The sequence below is a fragment of the Jilunia laotingensis genome (assembly GCF_014385165.1).
GTDB lineage: Bacteria > Bacteroidota > Bacteroidia > Bacteroidales > Bacteroidaceae > Bacteroides > Bacteroides laotingensis.
In genome coordinates this window covers 1733654-1757416 of sequence record NZ_JACRTF010000001.1, presented here as the reverse complement: position 1 = coordinate 1757416, position 23763 = coordinate 1733654, and the positions used below count along the sequence as shown (strand labels likewise).

General features: G+C 45.4%; 10 protein-coding genes. 5 read left to right on the top strand and 5 right to left on the bottom strand.

Translation table 11 applies throughout. The annotated features are described in order from the left end of the window. Positions 1–91 precede the first annotated feature (91 nt). The 4 genes from H8744_RS06630 (at position 92) to H8744_RS06615 (ending at position 10819) form a co-directional block, all read left to right on the top strand. Positions 92–4120: a hybrid sensor histidine kinase/response regulator transcription factor gene (locus tag H8744_RS06630; protein WP_262434092.1), complete on the top strand. Its 4029-nt coding sequence runs from the start codon at positions 92–94 to the stop codon at positions 4118–4120. 162 nt (positions 4121–4282) lie between these two features. After that, positions 4283–6268 carry a sialate O-acetylesterase gene (locus tag H8744_RS06625; protein WP_262434091.1) on the top strand — a complete coding sequence of 662 codons (1986 nt, stop codon included), beginning with the start codon at positions 4283–4285 and terminating at the stop codon, positions 6266–6268. 152 nt (positions 6269–6420) lie between these two features. Then, positions 6421–8577 (top strand): alpha-galactosidase, encoded by a 2157-nt coding sequence (locus H8744_RS06620; protein ID WP_262434090.1) that lies wholly within the window; start codon positions 6421–6423, stop codon positions 8575–8577. A gap of 34 nt (positions 8578–8611) precedes the next feature. Next, positions 8612–10819: a GH92 family glycosyl hydrolase gene (locus H8744_RS06615; protein WP_439649375.1), complete on the top strand. Its 2208-nt coding sequence runs from the start codon at positions 8612–8614 to the stop codon at positions 10817–10819. Between the two features lie 127 nt (positions 10820–10946). Here H8744_RS06615 and topA read toward each other — a convergent pair whose 3' ends face one another. After that, positions 10947–13289: a type I DNA topoisomerase gene (topA, locus tag H8744_RS06610; protein ID WP_262434088.1), complete on the bottom strand. Its 2343-nt coding sequence runs from the start codon at positions 13287–13289 to the stop codon at positions 10947–10949. A 239-nt stretch (positions 13290–13528) separates the two neighbouring features. Here topA and H8744_RS06605 point away from each other — a divergent pair, with 239 nt between their 5' ends. After that, entirely contained in the window at positions 13529–16483 is a 2955-nt protein-coding gene (locus H8744_RS06605; RefSeq protein WP_262434087.1) for a glycosyl hydrolase 115 family protein, read from the top strand. 818 nt (positions 16484–17301) lie between these two features. On the opposite strand, the gene H8744_RS06600 is transcribed toward H8744_RS06605, so the two are convergent. From H8744_RS06600 to H8744_RS06585, 4 genes are all read right to left on the bottom strand, one after another. Next, complete coding sequence (locus H8744_RS06600; RefSeq protein ID WP_262434086.1) at positions 17302–18534, bottom strand: FtsX-like permease family protein; 1233 nt, start codon at positions 18532–18534, stop codon at positions 17302–17304. Continuing rightward, the gene (gene rbfA / locus H8744_RS06595) at positions 18531–18866 is read right to left on the bottom strand and encodes a 30S ribosome-binding factor RbfA (protein WP_262434085.1); all 336 of its coding nucleotides are present in this window, start codon (positions 18864–18866) and stop codon (positions 18531–18533) included. Before rbfA ends, H8744_RS06600 begins: the two co-directional genes overlap by 4 nt. 275 nt (positions 18867–19141) lie before the next feature. Beyond that, a complete protein-coding gene (locus tag H8744_RS06590) occupies positions 19142–22108 on the bottom strand; it encodes a T9SS type A sorting domain-containing protein (protein ID WP_262434084.1) in 2967 nt (988 codons plus the stop codon). 210 nt (positions 22109–22318) lie between these two features. Beyond that, positions 22319–23725: a tetratricopeptide repeat protein gene (locus H8744_RS06585; protein WP_262434083.1), complete on the bottom strand. Its 1407-nt coding sequence runs from the start codon at positions 23723–23725 to the stop codon at positions 22319–22321. Positions 23726–23763: the final 38 nt, after the last annotated feature.

The following is a 23763-nucleotide window of genomic DNA, read 5'->3' as shown; positions in this document are numbered from 1 at the left end:
ACTGAAACAAATACGTCAGTAACAGCGGAATTGCCGTTTTTTGCATTATATTTGCACACACATTTCATCTTACATCTAACATTCGCGATACATGAAAAAGTATTTTTTCCCCCTCTTGCTTATCGCCCTGATAGTTGGTAATCTCCCTCTCAGGGGACAAGGCAATTACTCTTTCACACATATCAACGGAGAAAATGGTCTCTCGGCAAGCAATGTCAAAGTGATTTTGCAGGACAGTTACGGTTTCATGTGGTTCGGCACCAAGAACGGCTTGAACCGGTATGACGGTACCTCCATTCTCCAACTGGATTGTGACGACCTGAAAGCAGGCAAAGGCAACCATAATATCGGTGCTTTATATGAAGACAAAGACCGTAATCTGTGGGTAGGTACCGATCGAGGAATCTACATCTACAACCCGGCAAATGATGTTTTTACTTTCGTCGATAACCGCAGTTCGGATGGTGTTGCACCCGAAAACTGGGTACAGGAAATCATCGGTGACTCTAATGGAAACATCTGGGTACTGATTCCTGATCAAGGATTATTCCGCTTCTACGATGAAAAAATGGATTATTACCCCATAACCGATAAAAGCAATCTCAAGACCGAGACTCCGACTTGCATCTGCAAAAGTCCTCAAGGAGACATCTGGCTAGGCAGTTCCGGAGTGGGATTATTCTGTTACAACCCCCGTACCAACCAGTTCGAACAACGATTAACAGACGCCAACGGACAATCACTGGCGAGTATGTCCATCACAAGTATCTGCTTTCAAGGCGATCAGTTAATCATTGCCATGCAGGATGGAGAGCTGCAAAAATATGATCCCCGTTCCAACCGGATAAGCAAGATCCTTTTCACACCCGAAGAGCAGACCTATCTGCGTGACATAGTGTGTATCGGTGACGAAATTTGGGTAGGAACCCATCACGGGTTGTTCATCATTAATGAAAAGAAGCAGCAAGTCGAACACCTGAAAGAAGACCTTATGCGCTCGTTCAGCCTCTCCGACAATACCATTTATTACATTTACCGTGATCATGAAGGAGGCATGTGGATAGGTACCATGTTCGGTGGGGTAAACTATTTGCCTCGTCATCAAATGGCATTCGAGAAATACGTACCGGGCAGTGATGCAAACTCGCTCAACAGTAAACGAATCCGCGGGTTGGCGGAAGATGCCAACGGAAATATCTGGGTAGGTACGGAAAACTCCGGCATTAACATTCTAAATCCGCGTACGGGAAAAGTTAGGCACGCCCTTCATTCCAACCCCAAGCATCAAGTCACACTTTGCATGAAAAGCTTCGGAGGAGACATCTATACAGGATTTTTTAAACAAGGGGTCGATAGGTTCACCCTGCCTGGCGAACAGGTACAAAACATTTGCAACCCGGTTGAAGGTACTGACAACAGTGTCTATTCTTTCTTTCAAGACAGCAAGGGGCAACAATGGGTCGGATTCGGTTGGGGACTGTATGTAAAGCAACCCGGAGAACAACAATATAAACGCATCGACAACACAGGTTTCGACTGGATATTCGACATTATGGAAGCCCGTGACGGTACTATCTGGCTGGCATCCATGGGCAACGGCATCTGGAAACACGACCCGGAAAAGAATACTTTCCGCAACTATAGCTACGTGGAAGGAGAGCCGAACGGCCTTACCTCCAACTCTATCAGTTCCATCATGCAGGACAGCAAAGGCAACGTCTGGTTCTCAACCGACCGTGGCGGCATCTGCCGATATAATGAGAAAGAGGATAACTTTACCTCATTCGGTACGCGCGAAGGATTGCCGGATGACGTGGCTTACAACATACTTGAAGACGAACGAGGTAATCTCTGGTTCGGAACCAACAAAGGCTTAGTCCGTTTTAATCCTGCGGACGGCAACATTCGTGTCTTCACCACCAAAGACGGATTGCTAGGCAACCAGTTCAATTACCATTCAGCTTTAAAAGCCAGTGACGGACGTTTCTATTTCGGAGGAATAGACGGACTCATCGCTTTCGATCCCAATGTAGAAGAGGAGAGCCGCGACCTGCCCCCTATCTACATCTCCCGTTTCAGTATATATAATAAGGAAGTAACTGTACATTCACCGGATTCTCCGTTAAAGCAATGTATCACACATACAGATAAGATTACCTTGCCTTATGACCAGGCCAATCTCAGTTTCGACGTTGCTTTGCTGAGTTACGCAACCACGGAAACCAATGAATACAGTTATCGGATGGACCCTATCGATAAAGACTGGATTCCGGCAGCAAGCAGCCAGAACATCTCTTACGCCAAACTCCCACCGGGGGATTACACCTTCCGCGTACGTGCCACTCATAATGGCGCTCCGGGTAAACAGGCCAGCCGCTCACTGTCCATCGTAATTCTCCCACCCTGGTGGCAATCTACAATAGCGTACATTGTCTATGTTTTGATTATTACCCTCATCTTGGCCGGATGGTTCCTATGGTACAAACGACGCAAGGAAAAGGAGATGCACGAACAACAAAAACTCTTTGCCATAGAGAAAGAAAAAGAACTTTACGAATCGAAGGTAGAATTCTTCACGGAGATAGCTCATGAGATACGTACTCCGCTGACATTGATCAACAGCCCTTTGGAAGCTATTGAGGAGATCGGAGTGCAAGACTCACGTATCAAGAAATACCTTCGGGTAATGGGACAAAACACGAAACGCTTATTAGAACTGACTACTCAATTGCTCGACTTTCAGAAAATAGGTGCCAACAAACTGACCATGAAGTTCGAAAGCGTAGACATCACTGCCATGCTTGAAGAGATTATGGATCGTTTCGAAGCTGCCATCACACTAAATAAAAAGGAGTTGCTACGCAATCTACCGGAAGAAGATATCTGGGCGGCAGTAGACAAAGAAGCGATAACCAAAATCATGAGCAACCTTTTAAACAACGCCTTGAAGTATGCCCGGCAGTCTATACTGGTTGAACTCAGTAAAGACAATGAATCCTTCACCATCCGGGTAACCAGCGATGGAGAGAAAATATCTCCGGAAACAGGGTGTCGCATATTCGAACCTTTCTACCAAATAGATAAAAAAGAAGGAGGCAGCAACGGATTCGGCATCGGCCTGCCTCTGGCACGTTCATTGGCGGCACTACATAAAGGAACACTTACGCTAGACGAATCAGTCGGTCAGGAAGGCAATTCATTTGTACTGAACATACCACTTAACAAAGAGGGTATCCAGCTGGACAATCAATTGAAACTCGAAAAAGACGGCATCGTATTGGAAGAGGAAACGGCTGTATCAGGGAACCTTCGCAGCTATACACTGCTTTTAGTAGAAGATAATGAAGCCATGTGCGACTTTATCAGCGAACGCCTGCGCGAATCTTTCACCGTAGAGACCGCTCCGAATGGAGAAAAGGCTCTCGAAATTTTACGTAGCAATCATATCGACCTAATCATCTCGGATATCATGATGCCGGTGATGAATGGATATGAGCTGTGTCGTGCCGTGAAATCCGATCTCGATCTGTCACATATCCCCGTTATTTTCCTTACGGCAAAGAACGACTTGAACAGCAAAATCAACGGATTGAAGCAGGGAGCCGAAGCCTATGTCGAGAAACCTTTCTCGTTCAACTACCTGAAAGAGCAAGTGCTTTCACTGCTTGACAACCGCAGGCGTGAACGCGAAGCATTCTCCAAACGGCCGTTCTTCACAGTAGACAACATGCAGATGAATAAATCCGATGAGGAATTCATGAACAAGGTGATCGGCATCATCGAAGAGAACATTACCGACGACAACTTCGGAGTGGAACGTATGGCGGAAATATTATGCATGAGCCGTTCAAGCCTGCTGCGCAAGATCAAAACACTGTTCAACTTATCCCCTGTCGACTTCATCCGCCTTATCAAATTGAAAAAAGCGGCCGAGCTGATACAGGAAGGAAAGCACCGGATCGGTGATATCTGCTATCTGGTAGGTATCAACTCATCTTCTTATTTCAGTAAAATCTTCCTCAAACAATTCGGAATGACCCCGAAAGATTTTGAGAAACAATGTCAGAATGGGGCACAAATCATACTGACTACAAAAAAGGAGGAAGGAAAAACACTTTAAAGAAGCAATATGGATGATGCAAAAAAAGCATACTGATGCGTCAAAGGCTGCCTGTGGGCAGCCTTTGCTGTAAACGCGCTATTTTATGAATGATTTATCTGCAACTATAAAAGACACATTCGCTATCTTTGTGCAATAAATGAAAACCCCAAATAGAATAGTATGAATAAATACAAGTTAACCCTTTTAGCCTTATGCCTCGCTTTGGTCTGCCAGGCTAAAGTGACGCTGCCATCCTTTTTTACAGATCGGATGGTCATTCAACAAAACAGTATTTTAACTCTGCCCGGACATGCTCGTCCCGGTCGCACTGTAACAGCAATTGCCAGTTGGAACGACCAAAAGTTCACGACAAAAGCTGCCGCTGACGGTTCTTTCCGTCTTGAAATACCGACACCCGCTGCAGGCGGCCCTTATACACTTACAATCTCCGATGGTGAAAAGCTTACCTTGTCCCAAATACTATCCGGTGAAGTGTGGTTCTGTTCCGGTCAGTCGAACATGGAAATGCCGGTAGCCGGCTGGGGAAAAGTGATGAACTACGAACAGGAGATTGCTGCCGCTGACTATCCATCCATACGCCTCCTGCAAATCAAGAAAGCAACCGCTTTCTCACCGGCAGAAGATGCAAAGGTAAACATGGGAGGATGGCAACCTTGCAGTCCGGGCACCATACCCGAATTTTCATCGGTAGCTTATTTTTACGCCCGCGCTCTATGGAAAGAATTAAACGTACCCATCGGTGTCATCGACTGCACATGGGGAGGTACTCCAGCTGAAGCATGGACAAGCATCGAAACATTGAAACAAGTAATGGGATTCCAAAAAGAGACCGACAAACTGAAACAGTTTGATTATGACCGGTCAAAGCTTATAACAGCCTATCAGGAAGAAATGAACGAATGGCAACAACAGCTTTCCAAACAGGATACCGGACTCGACAACGGTACTCCGTGTTGGACAGCTTCCGAACAGAACGGCAAGGAATGGAAAACAATGAATCTGCCGGGCTATTGGGAAGGACGGGGATTAAGAGGAGTAGACGGAGTGGTCTGGTTCCAGCACTCTTTTGAGATTCCCGCAGAATGGACAGGAAAAGAAATCACGCTCAGTCTGGCAATGATCGATGACGAAGATATCACTTATTACAACGGCAAAGAGATTGCCCGTGGTCAAGGCTATGCTACGCCCCGTCATTATACAATACCGGCAAAAGATGTGAAAGCCGGCAAAGGCATCATTACCGTTCGGGTGTCGGACTTCGGCGGCGAAGGCGGTATTCATGGAAAACCGGAAGAGATGTATGCCGAAGCAAACGGACAAAAGATTTCATTAGCCGGAGATTGGAAATACCGGGTCGGGGTTACTTTAAGTGATCTGCCTCCTGCACCGCAATCACCGGAAAGTTCCAGCTATCCCACCGTACTTTACAATGCAATGGTACACCCGCTTACCATATTCCCTATCAAAGGGGTAATCTGGTATCAGGGCGAAGCCAACGTGGGACGCCACGAACAATATGCGCTTCTGTTCCAATCCCTCATTACCGACTGGCGCAAACAGTGGAAGAGCGATTTTCCTTTCTACTTCGTACAATTGGCCAATTATCTGGAACCCGTCCAAGTACAACCCGATTCGCAATGGGCTGCACTCCGGGAAGCACAAGCCCATGCACTTCATATGGATAATACCGGTATGGCTGTCATTATCGATATAGGTGAAGCCGGAGACATTCATCCAAAGAATAAACAAGAGGTCGGACGTCGTCTCTCTTTATTATCACTGGTGCACACCTACGGTAAAGATTATACCGCTGAAGCTCCAGCTGTCAAAAGTTTCCGTATCTCAGACGGTAAATTGGAACTGACCTTCGATGCAGATGTAAAAATAGGGAGCTATTCCGTGTATGCCGGTAGCGAACCCGCAAAAAGTGCTTCTGATGTTTTGAAAGGATTTATACTTGCAGGCCCCGATGGCGTATTCCACCCAGCAGTCGCCTCACAGCGTGACTCCCGTACAATCGTCCTGACATCACCGGAAATTGAAATTCCAATAGCTGCCCGTTATGATTGGGCGGATTGTCCGGACGGAAACCTTTACGGGAACAACGGATTACCGGTAGCTCCTTTCCGTACAGACGGAAAATAATCATCGGGAAAGTAAGATTGTCCATATCATTAGTAATATCCTCTATTCCCGGAACGGGAAAAAGCGAGTTACTTTGCAGACAATACATATGACCTGTAAAACACATAGAATATAATCAATAAAATATTCATAAACATTAATATAACTATACCATGAACGTAAAAGCTATTTTACTGGCAGGACTTTTCTGCCTCTCCGGCATAGTACATGCCGCCGACAAACCAGTAATACGTATTGAGACCGGAAACACCAGCCTCATCTACCGCGTAGGTGACAACGGTCGTCTTTACCAGTCCTACCTGGGCAAACGCCTCAACTATGAGGCAGATATCGATCACCTGCCTCTGGGTACAGAAGCCTATCTGACACACGGCATGGAAGACTACTTCGAGCCCGCACTGCATATGGTGCATAATGACGGTAATCCTTCCACACTTTTAAAGTATGATACACATACCAGCCAGAAACTGTCTGATGGTTCGAACGAGACCGTAATCACCCTGAGCGACGCCCAGTACCCCGTAACCGTCAAGTTGCACTACATTGCTTTTCCGGAGGAAAATATCATCAAGACCTTTACGGAAATCAGCCACCGGGAAAAGAAGCCCGTCACACTGCAAAAGTACGCTTCATCCCTGTTGCACCTTAACCGTGGCAAATACTTCCTCACTGAATTCGCAGGCGACTGGGCACACGAAGCCAACATTACCGAACGCGAACTGGCTTTCGGCAAGAAAGTGATCGACACGAAACTGGGCGCACGCGCTAATATGTTCGTTTCTCCTTTCTTCCAATTGTCCGTTGACAATCCATCGGAAGAGAACACCGGTGAAGTGATCGTAGGTACACTCGGCTGGACGGGAAACTTCCGGTTTACTTTTGAAGTGGACAATCTGAACCATCTGCGTATCCTGAGCGGCATCAATCCGTATGCATCAGAATACAACCTGCCAGCCGGAGAAGTATTCCGCACTCCGGATTTTTACTTCACTTACAGCCTGAACGGTAAAGGACAGGCAAGCCGTAACTTCCACGACTGGGCAAGACGCTATCAAGTGAAAGACGGAAACGAAACCCGCATGACTTTGCTTAACAACTGGGAAGCCACCTACTTTGACTTTAACGAAGACAAACTGATCGGTCTGATCGGTGAAGCAAAGCACTTAGGTGTAGACATGTTCCTGCTTGACGATGGCTGGTTTGCCAACAAATATCCCCGTAGCAGCGACCATCAGGGATTGGGAGACTGGACAGAGACTGCCGACAAACTGCCTAACGGTATCGGCCGCCTGACCGCAGAAGCCCAAAAACAAGGCGTCAAGTTCGGTATCTGGATCGAACCGGAGATGGTAAACCCGAAGAGTGAACTCTACGAAAAGCATAAAGACTGGGTGATCCACCTGCCTAACCGTGATGAATACTACTTCCGTAACCAAATGGTTCTTGACCTGAGCAATCCGGCAGTACAGGATCATGTATTCGGTGTAGTCGACCAGCTCATGACTAAATACCCGGATATCGCTTTCTTCAAATGGGATTGCAACAGCCCTATCACTAATATTTATTCTTCTTACCTGAAAGGAAAACAAACACATCTATATATAGACTATGTAAAAGGACTCTACAAAGTCCTGGACCGTGTAAAAGCAAAATATCCAAACCTGCCGATGATGCTCTGTGCAGGTGGTAGCGGACGTTCGGATTACGAAGCATTGAAGTATTTCACTGAGTTCTGGCCGAGCGACAATACCGACCCGATCGAACGCTTATTCATCCAGTGGGGCTTCTCACAGGTATTCCCCAGCAAAACGCTTTGTGCCCATGTCACTACATGGAACAAGAAAGCCAATGTCAAGTTCCGTACGGAAGTAGCCATGATGGGTAAACTGGGCTTCGATATCAAGTTGGACGACCTGACCGATGACGAGCAAGCTTATTGCCGCCAAGCCATACAGGAGTACAACCGTTTGAAACCGGTAGTTCTAGAAGGCGATCTCTTCCGTCTTGTTTCACCCTACGAAGGAAACCACACCTCCTCCATGTATGTCGATAAGGCAAAGAATAAAGCAGTCGTGTTCGCTTTCGACATCCACCCGCGCTATGGTGAGCATATCCTTCCGGTACGCCTTCAGGGATTGGATGCCAACAAAATGTATCATGTAAAAGAGATCAACCTCATGCCCGGTGCAGGTGCTTCCATGGGTGGCAACGATCAGAACTATTCCGGAGAATACCTGATGACAGTCGGACTCGGACTTTTCACCGGACAGGATTTGAGCAGCCGGGTTATCGAAGTAACCGCTTTGTAAGGGAAGACTTTGAATTAATTACCCTACAGGCATCATAGAACAGAAAACATTCATGAAAATAGCTTTCATTTTAGTGTGTACCCTTGCACTTGCCTTCACCGGCAGTGCAAGGGCCACTGATTTCACACAGTACGTCAACCCATTTATCGGGACAGGTGCCGTTCACGGTGGCCTCTCCGGAAATAATTATCCGGGAGCTACGGTGCCCTTCGGCATGGTTCAACTCAGCCCCGATACCCGCGAAGCTCCCGACTGGGCACAAGCTTCAGGATATGATTACAATGACACCACCATCTATGGTTTCAGCCACACCCGTCTTAGTGGGACAGGGGCATCGGATCTGATCGATCTGTTGCTGATGCCGACAACCGGCAACCGCACTTCTTCTACTTTCTCGCACGAACGGGAAGAAGCACATCCGGGCTATTACCAGGTATTTCTGAAGGACGAAGGTATCAATGCCGAACTCACGGCAACCACCCGGACAGGTATACACCGCTATACCTATCCAGAAACCAAGGACGCAGAGCTGATCATCGATTTGGATCACTCCGCCAACAAAGAAAGCTGGAACCGAAAGATCATCCATTCGCAAATCCGCCTGATAAACGACCGAACAATAGAAGGATACCGCATTATCACCGGCTGGGCAAAATTACGCAAAGTATACTTTCATATTGAATTCTCCACTCCCATCGTTTCGGCAACCTTAAGAGACGGTGACCGACGGTACGAAAATGCTCCTCTGATAAACGGAACCGATCTGCACGCACTGCTCCGCTTCGGTAAACTCAACGGACAGCCTTTAATATGCAAAGTTGCACTTTCCCCCGTATCAAAAGCCAACGCACAATTGAATATGGAGCAAGAAGCCGGACATTGGGAATTCGACCGTTTTGTAACAGATGCCAATACCTGTTGGGAAAAGGAACTAAGCAAGATTAAAGCCGATGGCAGTGAGTTGCAAAAAGAACTCTTCTACACGGCACTCTATCATACGATGCTCCAACCTAATACCTTCTCCGATGTCAACGGAGAATACATGACAGCCGACTATACCGTGGGAAAACTACCCGGAGGAGAAACGCATTATACCACTTTCTCCCTTTGGGATACCTTCCGCGGAGCGCATCCGCTTTATACACTGATTACGCCCGAACGTGTTCCCGATTTTGTTAAAAGCATGATACGCCAATACGACAGTTACGGGTATCTACCTATCTGGCAACTTTGGGGGCAGGATAATTACTGCATGATCGGGAACCATTCCATTCCGGTAATCGTAGACGCAGTATTGAAAGGTGTACCGGATATCGATGTTGAAAAAGCATACGAAGCTGTCCGGAACAGTTCACTGACTTCACACCCCAACTCTCCGTTCCACGTATGGGAAAAGTACGGCTACATGCCCGAGAATATACAAACCCAATCGGTCTCCATTACTTTGGAACAGGCCTATGATGATTGGTGTACAGCCCGGCTCGCAAAGAAATTAGGCAAAGAGGAAGACCATCAGCACTTCACCCACCGCTCCGGATTCTACCGGAATCTATACAACAGTGACACCCACTTCTTCCAGCCCAAAAACGACAAAGGAGAATGGATAGAACCTTTCGACCCTTACAAATACGGAGCCAATGGTGGTTATCCGTTTACTGAAGGAAATGCCTGGCAATATTACTGGTATGTCCCGCAGGACATACCGGCCTTAATAGAGTTGACCGGTGGCTCGAAGGCATTCGAACAGAAACTAGACACGTTCTTTACCTCCCGCCATCAAAGCGGAGAGCTGAATGACAACGCTTCCGGCTTTGTAGGTCAGTATGCACATGGCAATGAGCCGAGTCATCATGTGGCTTATCTCTACAATTATGCCGGTCGCCCGGAGAAGACACAAAAGTACGTACATCACATCTTGACCGAGCTTTACAATAACACTTCGTCCGGTTACGCTGGTAACGATGATTGTGGTGAAATGTCCGCTTGGTACGTATTCTCAGCGATGGGATTTTATCCGGTCAATCCCGCAAGCGGAGAATATGTCATCGGTACCCCCGCTTTCAATCATTGTACATTGAATCTATCGAACGGCAAAGAATTCCATATTGAAGCACCCCGCAAATCCCCCAGCGAATTCTATGTCCGCTCCATTCAATTGAACGGACAACCTCTAAAAGGTTTCATACTTACACATAAAGATATAGTAAAAGGGGGAACTATGGTGTTTAAGATGAAAAAGTAAATTCGCCTCAATAGAACTGATAGTACAATTTACCCTCCTTACAGATTTAGTCTGTAAGGAGGGTAATTATATCGGATGAATCTTTATTAGTATTCAATTCCTTTCACAGTACGCTCCACGAAAGAGACTATTTCTTCTTAGAGGCACGTGGCTTCTTCGGAGTAGCTGCCTTTTCACTTTGCAACTTAACGATATCAAGACAAGTCTTTAAATTCAAGTCTTGCGGCACTACATCTTTTGGAATCTTGTAGTTACTACCCTTATAGGCAATGTAAGGGCCATATCTTCCGTTCAGAATTTCCAGTTCCGGTTCTTCAGCAAACTGCTTGATGTGCCGTTTCGCTTCTGCCTCGCGTTTGTTATTGATTATTTCGATGCACTCCTCCAATGACACTTCCATCGGATCGACTCCTTTAGGAAGAGAATTGAAAGTATCATTATGACGGATATAAGGACCAAAACGTCCCGAACCGATCGTTACCGGCTTCCCTTCATACTCACCAACGGTGCGTGGCAGCTTAAACAGTCCGAGTGCTTCCTCCAAAGTGATGGTTTCCATGGAATAGCCTTTCTCCAGTCTGGCAAACCGAGGCTTGTCTTCAGAGTCGGTACTACCGATCTGCACCACCGGGCCGAAACGTCCGATCTTCACGGATACCACCTTACCCGTTTTTGGCTCTTCGCCCAAGATACGTTCACCGACTTTATGCTCCGTTTTTGTAGCCAAAGTTGTCTCCACCGAAGGATGGAAGCCTTTGTAGAAGTTCTTCATGATGGTTGTCCATTGCTGGTCGCCATCGGCAACTTCATCAAACTTCTTTTCAATGTCAGCGGTAAAGTTATAATCCAGTATCTTCGAGAAATATTCATTCAGGAAGTCATTGACCACCGTTCCGATATCCGTCGGCAGAAGTTTCGACTTCTCGGCTCCTACTACCTCGGTATGAGTCTCGTCACTGATAGCCTTATCCTTCAGTGTCAGTTTATTGAAAGAACGTTCTTCACCCGGTTTATCCCCCTTCTCCACATATTCGCGTTGCTGAATGGTAGAGATGGTCGGAGCATAGGTAGAAGGACGGCCTATGCCGAGTTCCTCCAGTTTACGCACCAAACTGGCTTCTGTATAACGTGACGGACGTTGAGTGAAACGCTCGGTAGCTACAATATCGGTATAATCGAGAACTTGTCCCTTCTTTAACGGGGGAAGCAAGCGGCTTTCGTCTTCCTGTTCATTATCGTCATCATACGACTCTTTGTAAATGCGAAGGAACCCATCGAACGTGATTACCTCTCCGGTAGCGGTGAAAGTATCGTCATTGGTGCTGATTCCTATGGTGGCAGTGGTCTTTTCCAGTTCGGCATCCGCCATCTGCGAAGCAATGGTACGTTTCCAGATAAGATCGTACAGTCTCTTTTCCTGTGCGCTGGCATCTACCGATGCATTCTCCATGTATGTCGGACGGATCGCCTCATGCGCCTCTTGTGCCCCTTTGGTCTTCGTCGTGAAATGACGGGAATATACATATCTTTCACCCATCATGCCGATGATAGCCTGTTTGCTGCCTTCGGTCGCATATTCCGAAAGATTCACCGAGTCTGTACGCATATAAGTGATCAATCCCGCTTCGTACAGCTTCTGAGCCAGCATCATGGTTTGCGCAACGGTGTATCCCAGTTTACGGGCAGCCTCCTGCTGCAAAGTAGAAGTGGTGAACGGTGCGGCAGGACTTTTCTTCACCGGACGCTTTACGATGTCTTCGATGGTGAAAGATGCGTTCTTACAACTTTCCAGAAACGCCTTTGCCTCCTCCTTCGTCTTCAACCGGCGAGCCAGTTCGGCTTTCATCTCTACCGTCTTACCGTCCTCCTCCGGTACGAGGAAGACTGCCGTGACACGGTAGGATGCCTCGGTATTGAAGGCTTGTATCTCGCGCTCGCGTTCCACAATCAGACGTACGGCAACGGATTGCACGCGACCGGCAGAAAGGGCGGGCTTTACTTTCTTCCACAAAACGGGTGAAAGTTCAAAACCTACGATGCGGTCGAGTATACGCCGCGCCTGTTGTGCGTTTACCAGATTAATATCGATCTCCCGCGGATTCTCGATAGCTTTTAATATAGCGGTTTTCGTGATTTCATGGAATACGATTCGTTTCGTCTGCTCCGGTTTGAGTTTCAGCACCTCAAAAAGATGCCAGGCGATAGCCTCTCCTTCACGGTCCTCATCGGATGCGAGCCAAACGACATCAGCTTTCTTCGCCTCAGCCTTCAACTTCTCGACCAGTTCCTTTTTATCTTCAGGTATTTCATAATCGGGGGTGAAGTTCTTGGCAATATCAATACTGAATTCTTTTCTCTTCAGGTCCCGGATATGTCCATAGCTTGAAAGCACTTTATAGTCCTTACCAAGGAACTTCTCGATGGTTTTCGCTTTGGCTGGAGATTCGACAATAACAAGGTTCTTCTGCATAGTTTTTACTTTAATAGGGATGTTTGAGAGCGGTGCTTTTCAAAGTTTCAACTCTCTTCTAATCTGAAATTTGGCGACAAAAGTAGAAAAAAACATTTTTCTTACCTTATAATATAGGGAGAATCTTTCCTTTTTCGGTAAAAAAAGTCATCTTCTACACCAGAAAGATGTATTTTTGCAAAAGAATACACACACCGGCTACTATTACATTCGTTACAAATACTTAAACATAATCTGAAATGAAACATCTCTTTTTGTTAACATTATTGCTTATTCCGTGTACGCTATTCGCGGAAGTCAAACTATCCGACCGTCCCTCTTCGGGGAAAGACGCATTCAATTTAGTCGAACGGAAGTCACAAGCCGCCATTTGCTTTGACGACAACGATTACTTAGTGGTAAAAAAAGCCGCCTCGCTGTTTGCCGCAGATGTCGAGATGGTAACCGGGCATAAACCTTCCTTACAGACAGACTTACGGAATAATAAGACGCTTCTGATTGTCGGCACCATCGAAAAGAATGCCTTTATCCGGCAATTGAGCAAAGAAGGAAAGATCGACATCTCTCCTTTGGAAGATGCCTGGGAACGTTATCTGATTCAAACGGTAAAGAATCCTTTCCCGGGAGTAAGCAGTGCCTTGGTCGTGGCAGGAAGTGACCGCCGGGGGGCAGCCTATGGACTCTTTTCCCTCTCTGAACTGATTGGTGTTTCCCCCTGGTACTGGTGGGCGGATGTCCCCGTGAAGAAACATACCACTCTCTGCCTATATGCACCCGCCACACTATCCAAATCGCCCTCGGTAAAATACAGGGGTATTTTCCTGAATGACGAAGATTGGGGACTGACTCCGTGGGCATCTAAAAACTTTGAAAAAGAAAGAGGGAACATCGGTCCAAAGACGTATGCCAAGATCTGCGAGCTTTTGCTGAGGCTAAAGGCAAACCATCTGGCACCCGCCATGCACCCGGTATCCACAGCTTTCAACCAGATACCCGAGAACAAGCTGGTAGCGGACTCCTTTGCCATCGTCATGGGATCGACCCATTGCGAACCGCTGCTACTGAATACCGCCAGCGAATGGGATAAGAAGACAATGGGAGCTTGGGACTATAACACCAATAAAGATAAAATCAACGAAGTTCTCTCCAGACGGATTGAGGAAAACTGCGCATACGAAAACGTATATACTCTCGCCCTGCGCGGATTGCACGATGCAGCCATGGGCGTAGGAGTTCCCATCAAAGAGAAAGTGAAAATGCTGGGAAGCGCGCTGCTCGATCAGAGAAACATCCTGGCATCCCACATAAAAAAGCCCATTGAAACCGTTCCGCAAGCCTTCACTCCCTATAAAGAGGTTCTAGAAATCTATTCCAACGGCCTGGAACTGCCCGATGACGTGACCATCATCTGGCCGGACGACAACTATGGCTATCTGAAACGCCTGAGCGGTATTAATGAACAGAAACGCTCGGGTAGAGCCGGAGTTTATTATCACGTGTCTTATTTAGGCGTTCCACACAGTTATTTGTGGTTCAGCACCACTCCGCCCGCACTCATGTACGAAGAACTGCGTAAAGCTTACGACACAACGGCAGACAGGATATGGTTGCTCAACTGCGGTGACATGAAGGGCTCCGAAATGCAGGTATCCCTGTTCCTCTCCATGGCCTACGACATCGACCGTTTCAATGCCGACAACGTAGTGACCTATCCGGCTCGTTGGCTGTCGGGTATGTTCGGGGAATCTTATTATACGCGCTTGGAAGACATTACCCGGTCGCATATCCAGTTGGCATTCTCCCGCAAACCCGAATACATGGGTTGGGGATACCACTGGAATCTCTTCAACCACTCTTGCGAACGACTAACCGACACCGACTTTTCACTAACAAACTACGGTGAAGTAGAAGGCAGGCTAAACGAATACAAAAGAATCGGGGCAGAAGCCGGGAAAATACTTAATACATTGGAAGAAGAGAGCCGCCCGGCATTTTTCCAGTTACTATACTATCCGGTAAAAGGCGCGGAGCTGATGAACCGTATGACACTGAACGGACAGCGCAACCGCTGGTACGCCCGCCAACAACGCGCTGCAACCAACAGGATGAAGAAAGAAGTGCAACTCTGCTACGACAGTCTCCAAACCATCACCGCTGACTACAACGCATTGCTTGACGGTAAATGGAAGTACATGATGTCCATGCGTCAAAACTATGACAATGTGAGTGCCTATTTTCAATTGCCCCACCTGGAGGAATATGTTCCGGCAGGCTCTCCCCGTCTGGCGTTGCAAGTGAAAAATGAAGATGCCGCCATTACCCAAAGAAGCTTCCATGCACTTCCATGCTTCAACACTTACCTTCACCGAAGTTACTGGATCGACCTCTACAATAAAGGCAACGGTTTCATTAAATGGCAGGCGCAACCTTCGGCCGATTGGATCGTACTGAACAAAACATCCGGTGAAACGGCAACCGAAGAACGGATTCAAGTCTCTGTCGATTGGAAGAAAGTCCCGACAGGAGAAAACATCTTGGGAAATATCCGCTTCACGGACGGCAAAGCAGAAAAGGAAGTCCTTCTGTCCGTATTCAATCCCGCCTCTCCGCGACCGGAAGAGGTCGAAGGCATATATGTAGAAGACAACGGTTGCATCTCCATCCCCGGAGCAGGCTTCCACCGCAAACACGAGAATGCCGACATACAGATGCACATCCTTGATGGAATCGGCATTGAGGGGCAGTCGCTGCAAATGGGAAACCCTGTAGCACCGCTACAAATCTTCCGAGCGAAAGAAGTTCCCCACATAGAATATGATTTCTATACTTTCGATGCCGGTTCGGTGGATGTATATACCTATGTACTTCCTACTTTCCCCCTTCATGCCGACCGGGATTTCCGATTATCGGAGAATACGAATGTAGACACGAAGTATAGTATACGTATCGACGACGGAGCCATCGCCACTCCTACAACCTCGGCTGTGGAATACACTCAGGTCTGGTTTGAAGGCGTGCTACGCAACTACACCGTCAACAAATCGACTCTTCATATCGACAAACCCGGTCGCCATACCTTGCAGATTCGTTGTGGAGATCCGGGAGTTGTCATTCAGAAAATCGTCCTCGATTTCGGTGGAATGAAGCGTTCTTATTTAGGTCCGAACTCTACATTGTCATTCAGGACAAAGTGATTTGCAAACGAGATTTGCGTTTCTAGCAAAGAAGATTTGCACTACCCTTGATGGAAGCCTGTCTTCCATATAAAGGGAACCCTTTTATCTCGTTGCCCAACGATGTCAAACATGGGGATGTTTCACTGTTAAACACCCCCATGTCTCACTGCGTTACATGCCCATGTTTCACTGCGTTACATGGGCATGTTTTACATTGGACAGTTGCAAGAAAAAGAATGGAGGATTAAAACAAAGGGAACGCTTCTCTACGGGGAAGGCATATCTCGCCTTATAAGAAACCGGCTTCCAAGGGAATTGTCAGGCTTCAGCATCAACGCCACAATTAAAGCCAAACAAAAAGATATCTATCACGTCTAGCTACACAGTACCGTTCACGATGAAACATAGAATGAAAATAAGCTAACAATCATAGGTCTCGCCAACAATGCCTCCGGCACAATCGAAGAAAATCACCAAAGCATCCTTCTCATTTATGATAGTGAAGAGCGTACGGTAAAGAGCATCAAAGCTCTTAGATGTAAGACTGAAATAATCAATCAGCTGAGTAACAACTATTCTCCAAGAAGGAAAAAAATAATGGTAGGAAAATAAAGCCCCCTCCACAATGAACTGTTTTTGATTTTGAAAGATCGTCCTAACACGAAATTAAAGCGATCTCTTGCTTAAAAGATTCAATTTGTATATTGAAACCTTTGGGTAACATATTAATAACTTTTATGTATGAAGTTAGTACCTATTCATTGGCATAATCTTAACATTTACAGAATTAAGCCACAATTTTGTACTTCAACTCATTTCAGCAAAGCTACCTATTGTCAATTAGAAAGAAGCCGTTTGCTTAAATACCGTACCGGATACCATACCGAAAGGAAACCAACAGACAGGACGGTAACGAAGACCAGTACCACATCCCAGAAATGGACACTTACGGGGTAGGCATCGACAATAAACTGTCCGCCTCCCCCACCGAGAGTGATCAGTCCGAACTTTTGCTGGATAAAACAAAGTCCCAGTCCGAGTACAATGCCGATCAAGGCCCCGAAGAGAGAAATCAACCGACCTTCAAAAAGGAATATTCGCCGGATCAGCCGGTCGTCGGCTCCAAGATTGCGCAACGTGACCACATCTTCTTTCTTATCCAAAATCAGCATGGAAAGAGAGCCAATGACATTGAAACAAGCAATCATGAGGATAAAAGTGAGAAAGAGGTAAGAGATCAGTTTTTCTATTTCCATGATACGGAACACGTCTGCCTGTTGCTCGTAACGATCTTGTACAAGAAACTCATCCCCTAACATCGAAGCTATCTTCGACTTGACGGAAGAGAGAGAAGCATCCGGCTTTAGCCTCAATTCCACCGCAGACACTTCGGAAGTGTAATCCAGCATCCGGCGGACAAAATCAAGCGAAGTCAGTATGTAGCGGGAATCATATTTTTGCTGGTTAACCACGAATACGGCACCGGGGGAAAACAGGTAATCCATGTTGAAGGAAGAGGCAGGATTGGCCATGTTTACTTTCACGTTCCTCTTCGGCGTATAGATTTGAAGGGGATCGACAAATTGTATTCCCGTCCCCAGCGTAGATACCAGTTCGATACCCATCACTCCATAATCCACGATGGAATCGTGCAACAGGAAGTCTCCCGCACCATACAGGATACTATCGATTGCCGTAAGATCCTCGAAGTTATCTTCCACCCCTTTGATGACTGCCATTGTTTGGCGATCTTTGTATTGTACCATGGCGTTCTCCTCCAATGTTTCGGTAAAGACCGAGACTTCGGGCAATGTCCGGATAGCCCTAATTCGTTCGTCCTGACCATCGAAAACCTTACCCTCGCGGATGGTAATCTTCAGTTCGGGATCGAAAGCGGTAAACAGTCCGGCTACCATATCCTGGAAACCGTTGAAGACGGAAAGAGTACAAACAAGTGCCAACGTAGCAAGAGCCACCCCGCATACGGATATGGCGGAGATAATGTTAATGGCATTATGCTTCTTCTTCGAGAAGAGGTAGCGCCTAGCTATGTAAAAAGGCAGGTTCACTCTTTCAGCAAAGAATCAATCTTTTCAATATAGTCTAAAGAATCGTCCACAAAAAACTTCAACTCGGGAATGATACGCAGCTGATGACGTACCCGCATTCCAAGTTCATAACGGATGGACTTCATATTGTTATTGATATTCTTTACCATTTCTTCCGCTTTTTCAGAGGGGAACACACTGAGATAAACGCGGGCAATGCTCATATCGGGACTGATACGCACGGCACTTACCGATATCAATATTCCGGGCATGGCTTTGGTCTGAAGCAAGAAAATTTCACTTAGTTCTTTCTGCAACAAACGGGATATTTTATTCTGACGGGTTGTTTCCATAAAGGCAATTGTTCTAATTGTTCAACATATTCTAGCAAATGGTTGGGTACCATTCCATTTTACAAAACACAAAGTTACGGAATTATATTATAGCGGCAGGATATTTATATGTTTTTTTAGTAAATAACAGCGTGCGCTGTTATTGGGGAACCATACATTTCTTTTTTTATTTCATCATGATCCCTTAGAAAAAAACAGACCGGACATCCACTCCGTCAACAGAGTAGGATGTCCGGCCTTTTCAAGTATTCTATCCTCCGGGAAAGAGACATCTTCTAGTAAACTACAACCACTTTAGACACATTTGCCTGGCCAGTCTTCACAGTCACCACATACATACCTGCCGGCAAATCGATCCTTTCGTTATCAGAAATAGTCTTCTTCTGAATCTGTACACCATCCATGGAATAGATTCCGATTTCAGCTTGCGCGGAGGCATCAAATGTGATATTATTTTTTCCTCCGATAACGGTGATTGCCTCTTTTTCATTCATATCGATACCTGATAAGATAGTGAATTTGGCAACTACGTCCGTAGCCCGTAATACGGTAAATGCATTTTCAACCACCTCTTTGCCGTTAGCTTTAACGCTCTCTACCTGATAGCCTTCATCCGGTTCGGTTATAACGGTCACCACTGTGTTTTTAGCCACTTTACCACCGGAAACAACTTTCTTATTGTTACTGTCCATTAATTGTATTTTGCCGTTCACAGGTTCTTTCACCGTAATATAAGCTTCGTTACATCCGGTTCCGTCACCTTCATAATTTATCCTCCAACCCTTACCGGTGGCAATAAGAGATTCGGCATGTTCGGCATCATTGCATGTGCCTTCATCAGAACCTTTAACCCAAAGTGTAAATCCTTTCACAGGCTCTTCGAGTTCAGGATATTCGGGCAAACCGTAATAAAGATCATTCAAGGCGCAAGCAGTCATGCTGTTTCCACCACAGTCGATGTAATAGATACCAGTATGGTGGCTCAGATCCAAAGCAGCCAACTTGTTGTCGGCACATAAAAGTTTACCGAGTTTCGTATTATGACTCAAGTTCAAAGAGGTCAATTCATTGCCAGATACCGTAAGAATCCGAAGTTCCGCGTTGTTTGCCAAATCGATCTCACGAATCTTGTTCGCATTGATAGCGAGACTTTCCAGATTCTTCATTTGTGTAACATCAATTTGTTCCAGTTCATTATTCTGCACATCAAGGGATACAAGTTTCGTATTACCGGACAGGTTGAGTTCTGCCAGCTGATTGTTCTTGGCACTTAATTCCTCCAATTGCGTACATTTGGTTACATCCAGTTTGGTTAGTTCATTGCCATAGCAAAGCAATGTAACCAATTTCGTATTGGCAGTAACATCCAGTTCGTCAAGTTCACAATAAGCACAATCCAAATATTCAAGGTCAAGGCAATTGCCTACCGTTAACTTCTGCACCGGATTCATATAAGTACTCAGGGAAACCAAACCATCGTTATGGGAAATATCGATACCCGTCAACTGATTGTCCCATAATCCCATACCGGGATAGCTCGTAAAGTCGGCTTCAATGACCGCACCTGCAATCTTAACGGTTGTTCCGGCAGCATATCCGTCTATACGACTCACACCCGTACCTACCGTATAAGCACTTTCAACGCCATCGCCCCAATCCACGCTGACTTCCGTATCTTCCTCCGCAGCTCTCAAGGCAAATGACATCTGAGTTCCGGCCGCCACATCGACAGTGATGTAAGGAACAAATGTCGATTTGAAATTTACCGAAATGGCTGCATCTTCTTTCAATACAAACAAGGTATCGGCAATTGTTTCTCCACCGACCGTCACACTCTCATATTTATAATCACTATCGGGTGTAGCCACCACTTTGACTGGAGTACCGGCCATGGCCTTTTTAGTTACTTCCTTATAATCTTTCCCATACAAAGAAGGCTGTTCGAGACGATAACTGCCATTTTCGGAAGGCATCATTGTTATTACAACGGAGTCACAGACAGCAGTACCGTCCCCCTTCACATCCGTCATCCATTTCATATCCGCTGAATTTATCTCTTCCGTATCCGCATGTTCGGGGTTGCTCCCTGCGATCAGCAAATTGGGACTGTAAGGATCGCGATATCTACTCAACATGGTAGAAAACATATAATTCAGCGTACATGCCGTCATGTTGGCATTGTTACGACAATCGACATAATCAAGGCGTGGATTCCCAGCGAAATCAAGAAACTCCAACTGGTTGTCTTTACAATATAATCTTGAAAGAAATTCGTTGTTGGAAAGATCCAAACGCTTCAGTTGATTACCATCACATGTCAGAGAGGTCAGACTGGGAAGTTTGGAAACATCCAGGCTTTTCAGAAGATTCTCACCACATCCTAGGTTCGTCATCTTAGGTTGATTAGATACATTTAATTCCTCTATTTGGTTGCCGCCACAAAAAAGATTGAGCAGCTCGGGATTCTGAGTTACGTTAATCTCCTTAAGCAGATTCTCACTGCAATTAAACGAACTGAGTTTGGAACAGGAAGCAATATCGATTTCCGAAATATAGTTACCACTGACATTCAAAGATTCCAAGTTAGGATAATAGTCGGCAAGTTCAAGTTCCATCAGCGAACCGTTAGACAGATTCAATGATTCCAATCCCGGCAGATGGATAGGATAAAAATGACTGATATCACAATTTGCCATGTCAATGCTGCGTAACACTGAATTTCCATCGGCAAACAGTACAGTACTTAAAGACTCATTATCATTTGCAGAGAACATTTCCAGCTTCTCGAAAGGACGCATATCGAAAATAGTCAGTTGATTCTTGCTCAAGTTTACCACTTTCAAGTTGGTGGCACCATCAAGAATACATTTATCCGAAGTAAGTTCATTGTCATTCACCAGCAAATTAGTCAATAAAGGTTGGTCAATCAAGGTCAGAGAAGTTACATTCCCTTCGGAACATTCCAAATTGACTAATTTTGTAAAGATACGGATAGTGTCGCCTACAATCCTTCCGCTCACTTTCGTAAAGTAAGGCATCCCATTCGGATCAATGTTGTATTCTTTCAATTCTCCATCTCCCCAATCAATACTTATCGCATCCTCTTTGGAAGTAGATTTAGGCCACATATCCAAAGTAGCTCCATACTCTTTTGAAGTGGTAATCTTAATTTCACTCTTCACTTGTGCAGTTGCCCATACAGCAACAAGTAGCAAACTTAAAAACAGGTAAACTTTTCTCATACTGATTCCTTGTTAAATTAATACTTGTGTTATATTCAAATCGAGTTTGCGAGATTATAATCTTACTTAAAACAGGATTATAATTAAAAGGAATAAAATCTCTAATCACAAAAATAGAAGATACTTAAGAGAAAAACGAATATTTACCGTTTCTATTTTGAGATATCCGAACGTTGATTATCAGACAATTGTAGAAAGAAACGTTGCATTTCAACCATTTCCGCCTGATTCTTCACCAAAAATCAGGTTGAAAAGACCGCCTTTAAGGAAGTTTTCGGGAATCTTTTTCTTAATTCTTGTTCGTTGCGAACGAATGGTTTCATTGCTTACTCCACGACACAGTGCGCACTCTCTTGTAGAAAATTTCAATAGCGAAAGGCAACAAAGCAAGCTGTCGTTCGTAGAAAGCTTATCAATGATGACGGAGAGTTGCTGAATATAGTTACCGAACACTTCAAAAACAACTTGCCGCAATTCATCTTGCTCATTATAGGTCAAAGACGCATCCTCCGATTGCAATTTCTTTTTTAATCTTTCATAAAACGGCATTGCCACAAAACGCTCTACACAACTATTCCCGGCACTTACAGTAATGGAAATGAGCTGCTTTTCCCAACCGGATTTATTCATTTCATGTACTTTATGAAGTTCCCGGTTGCTGGTATCCAGATGTTCGATAATTTGTTGGTATTTATTCTTTTTGCATTTATACCAATAATGGAAATAAACAACCAGAAGAAGCACGATTGCCGCAACAATAAATGATATATAAATCAATTTGCTTTGAGCATTGCTTTTCAATGATTGCAATTGGTGCAAATGTTCGCTTTCGACTACTTGTACGGAGCGATTGACATCTTCAATGGAGTCGGAGAGTTGTTTTGCCAAACTCAGGTAGACGTATTTCATGGAGTCCGTGATCCCTGATGCTACCGGCATTTCAGAAAGTTTGTAGTAGCTTGATGCGCGTACACGGGCATCATTGCTTCGGCTCGCAATGGCTATATAATAAAGTGCAGAATCATATTGATGGGAAAGCATTAATAACCGTCCCCGTACAGCACAGTTCCGAAAATACTTCAAGCTATCTTTCGTAAGGGATATCGCTTTACTATTACAAAATAGAGCCTTGTCATTATCTTCCAGTTCACAATAAGCATTGGATAGATTATTGTATATAGAGGACACCTCTTCTACATCGGCTATCTGGTCTTCGAGATTTCGGGCTTTTTGAAAATACTGCAATGCATCTTTCATGTTCCCGCATAAATAGTGGTATTTGCCGATTCCCCGATAGGCTCTCGAAAGCAAGAATTTATCAGGTAGCATCTGTACATAGTCCGCAGCTTGCTGATAGGCCTCTATGGCACGGTCATAAACTCCGTGTTGCAAAAAAATATCACCAAGGCAATTATAAATCTCACTTTGCAACGCTGCATCCCCTGTAGCGGTAGAAAGGTCTGCCGCTTTCCTGAATAAGTTTACTGCGGAATTAGGATCACCCGAATCTGCCATCTCTTCACCTTCCCGAAGTAATGCAAGCGCTTCCGTCCGTCTATCTACATGACAAGAAGATAGAAAACAAAGTAGCACGAACAGGTATAATAAAAATCTCATAATACTAACAGGCAAAGTTGTCACAAAGATAGAAATTA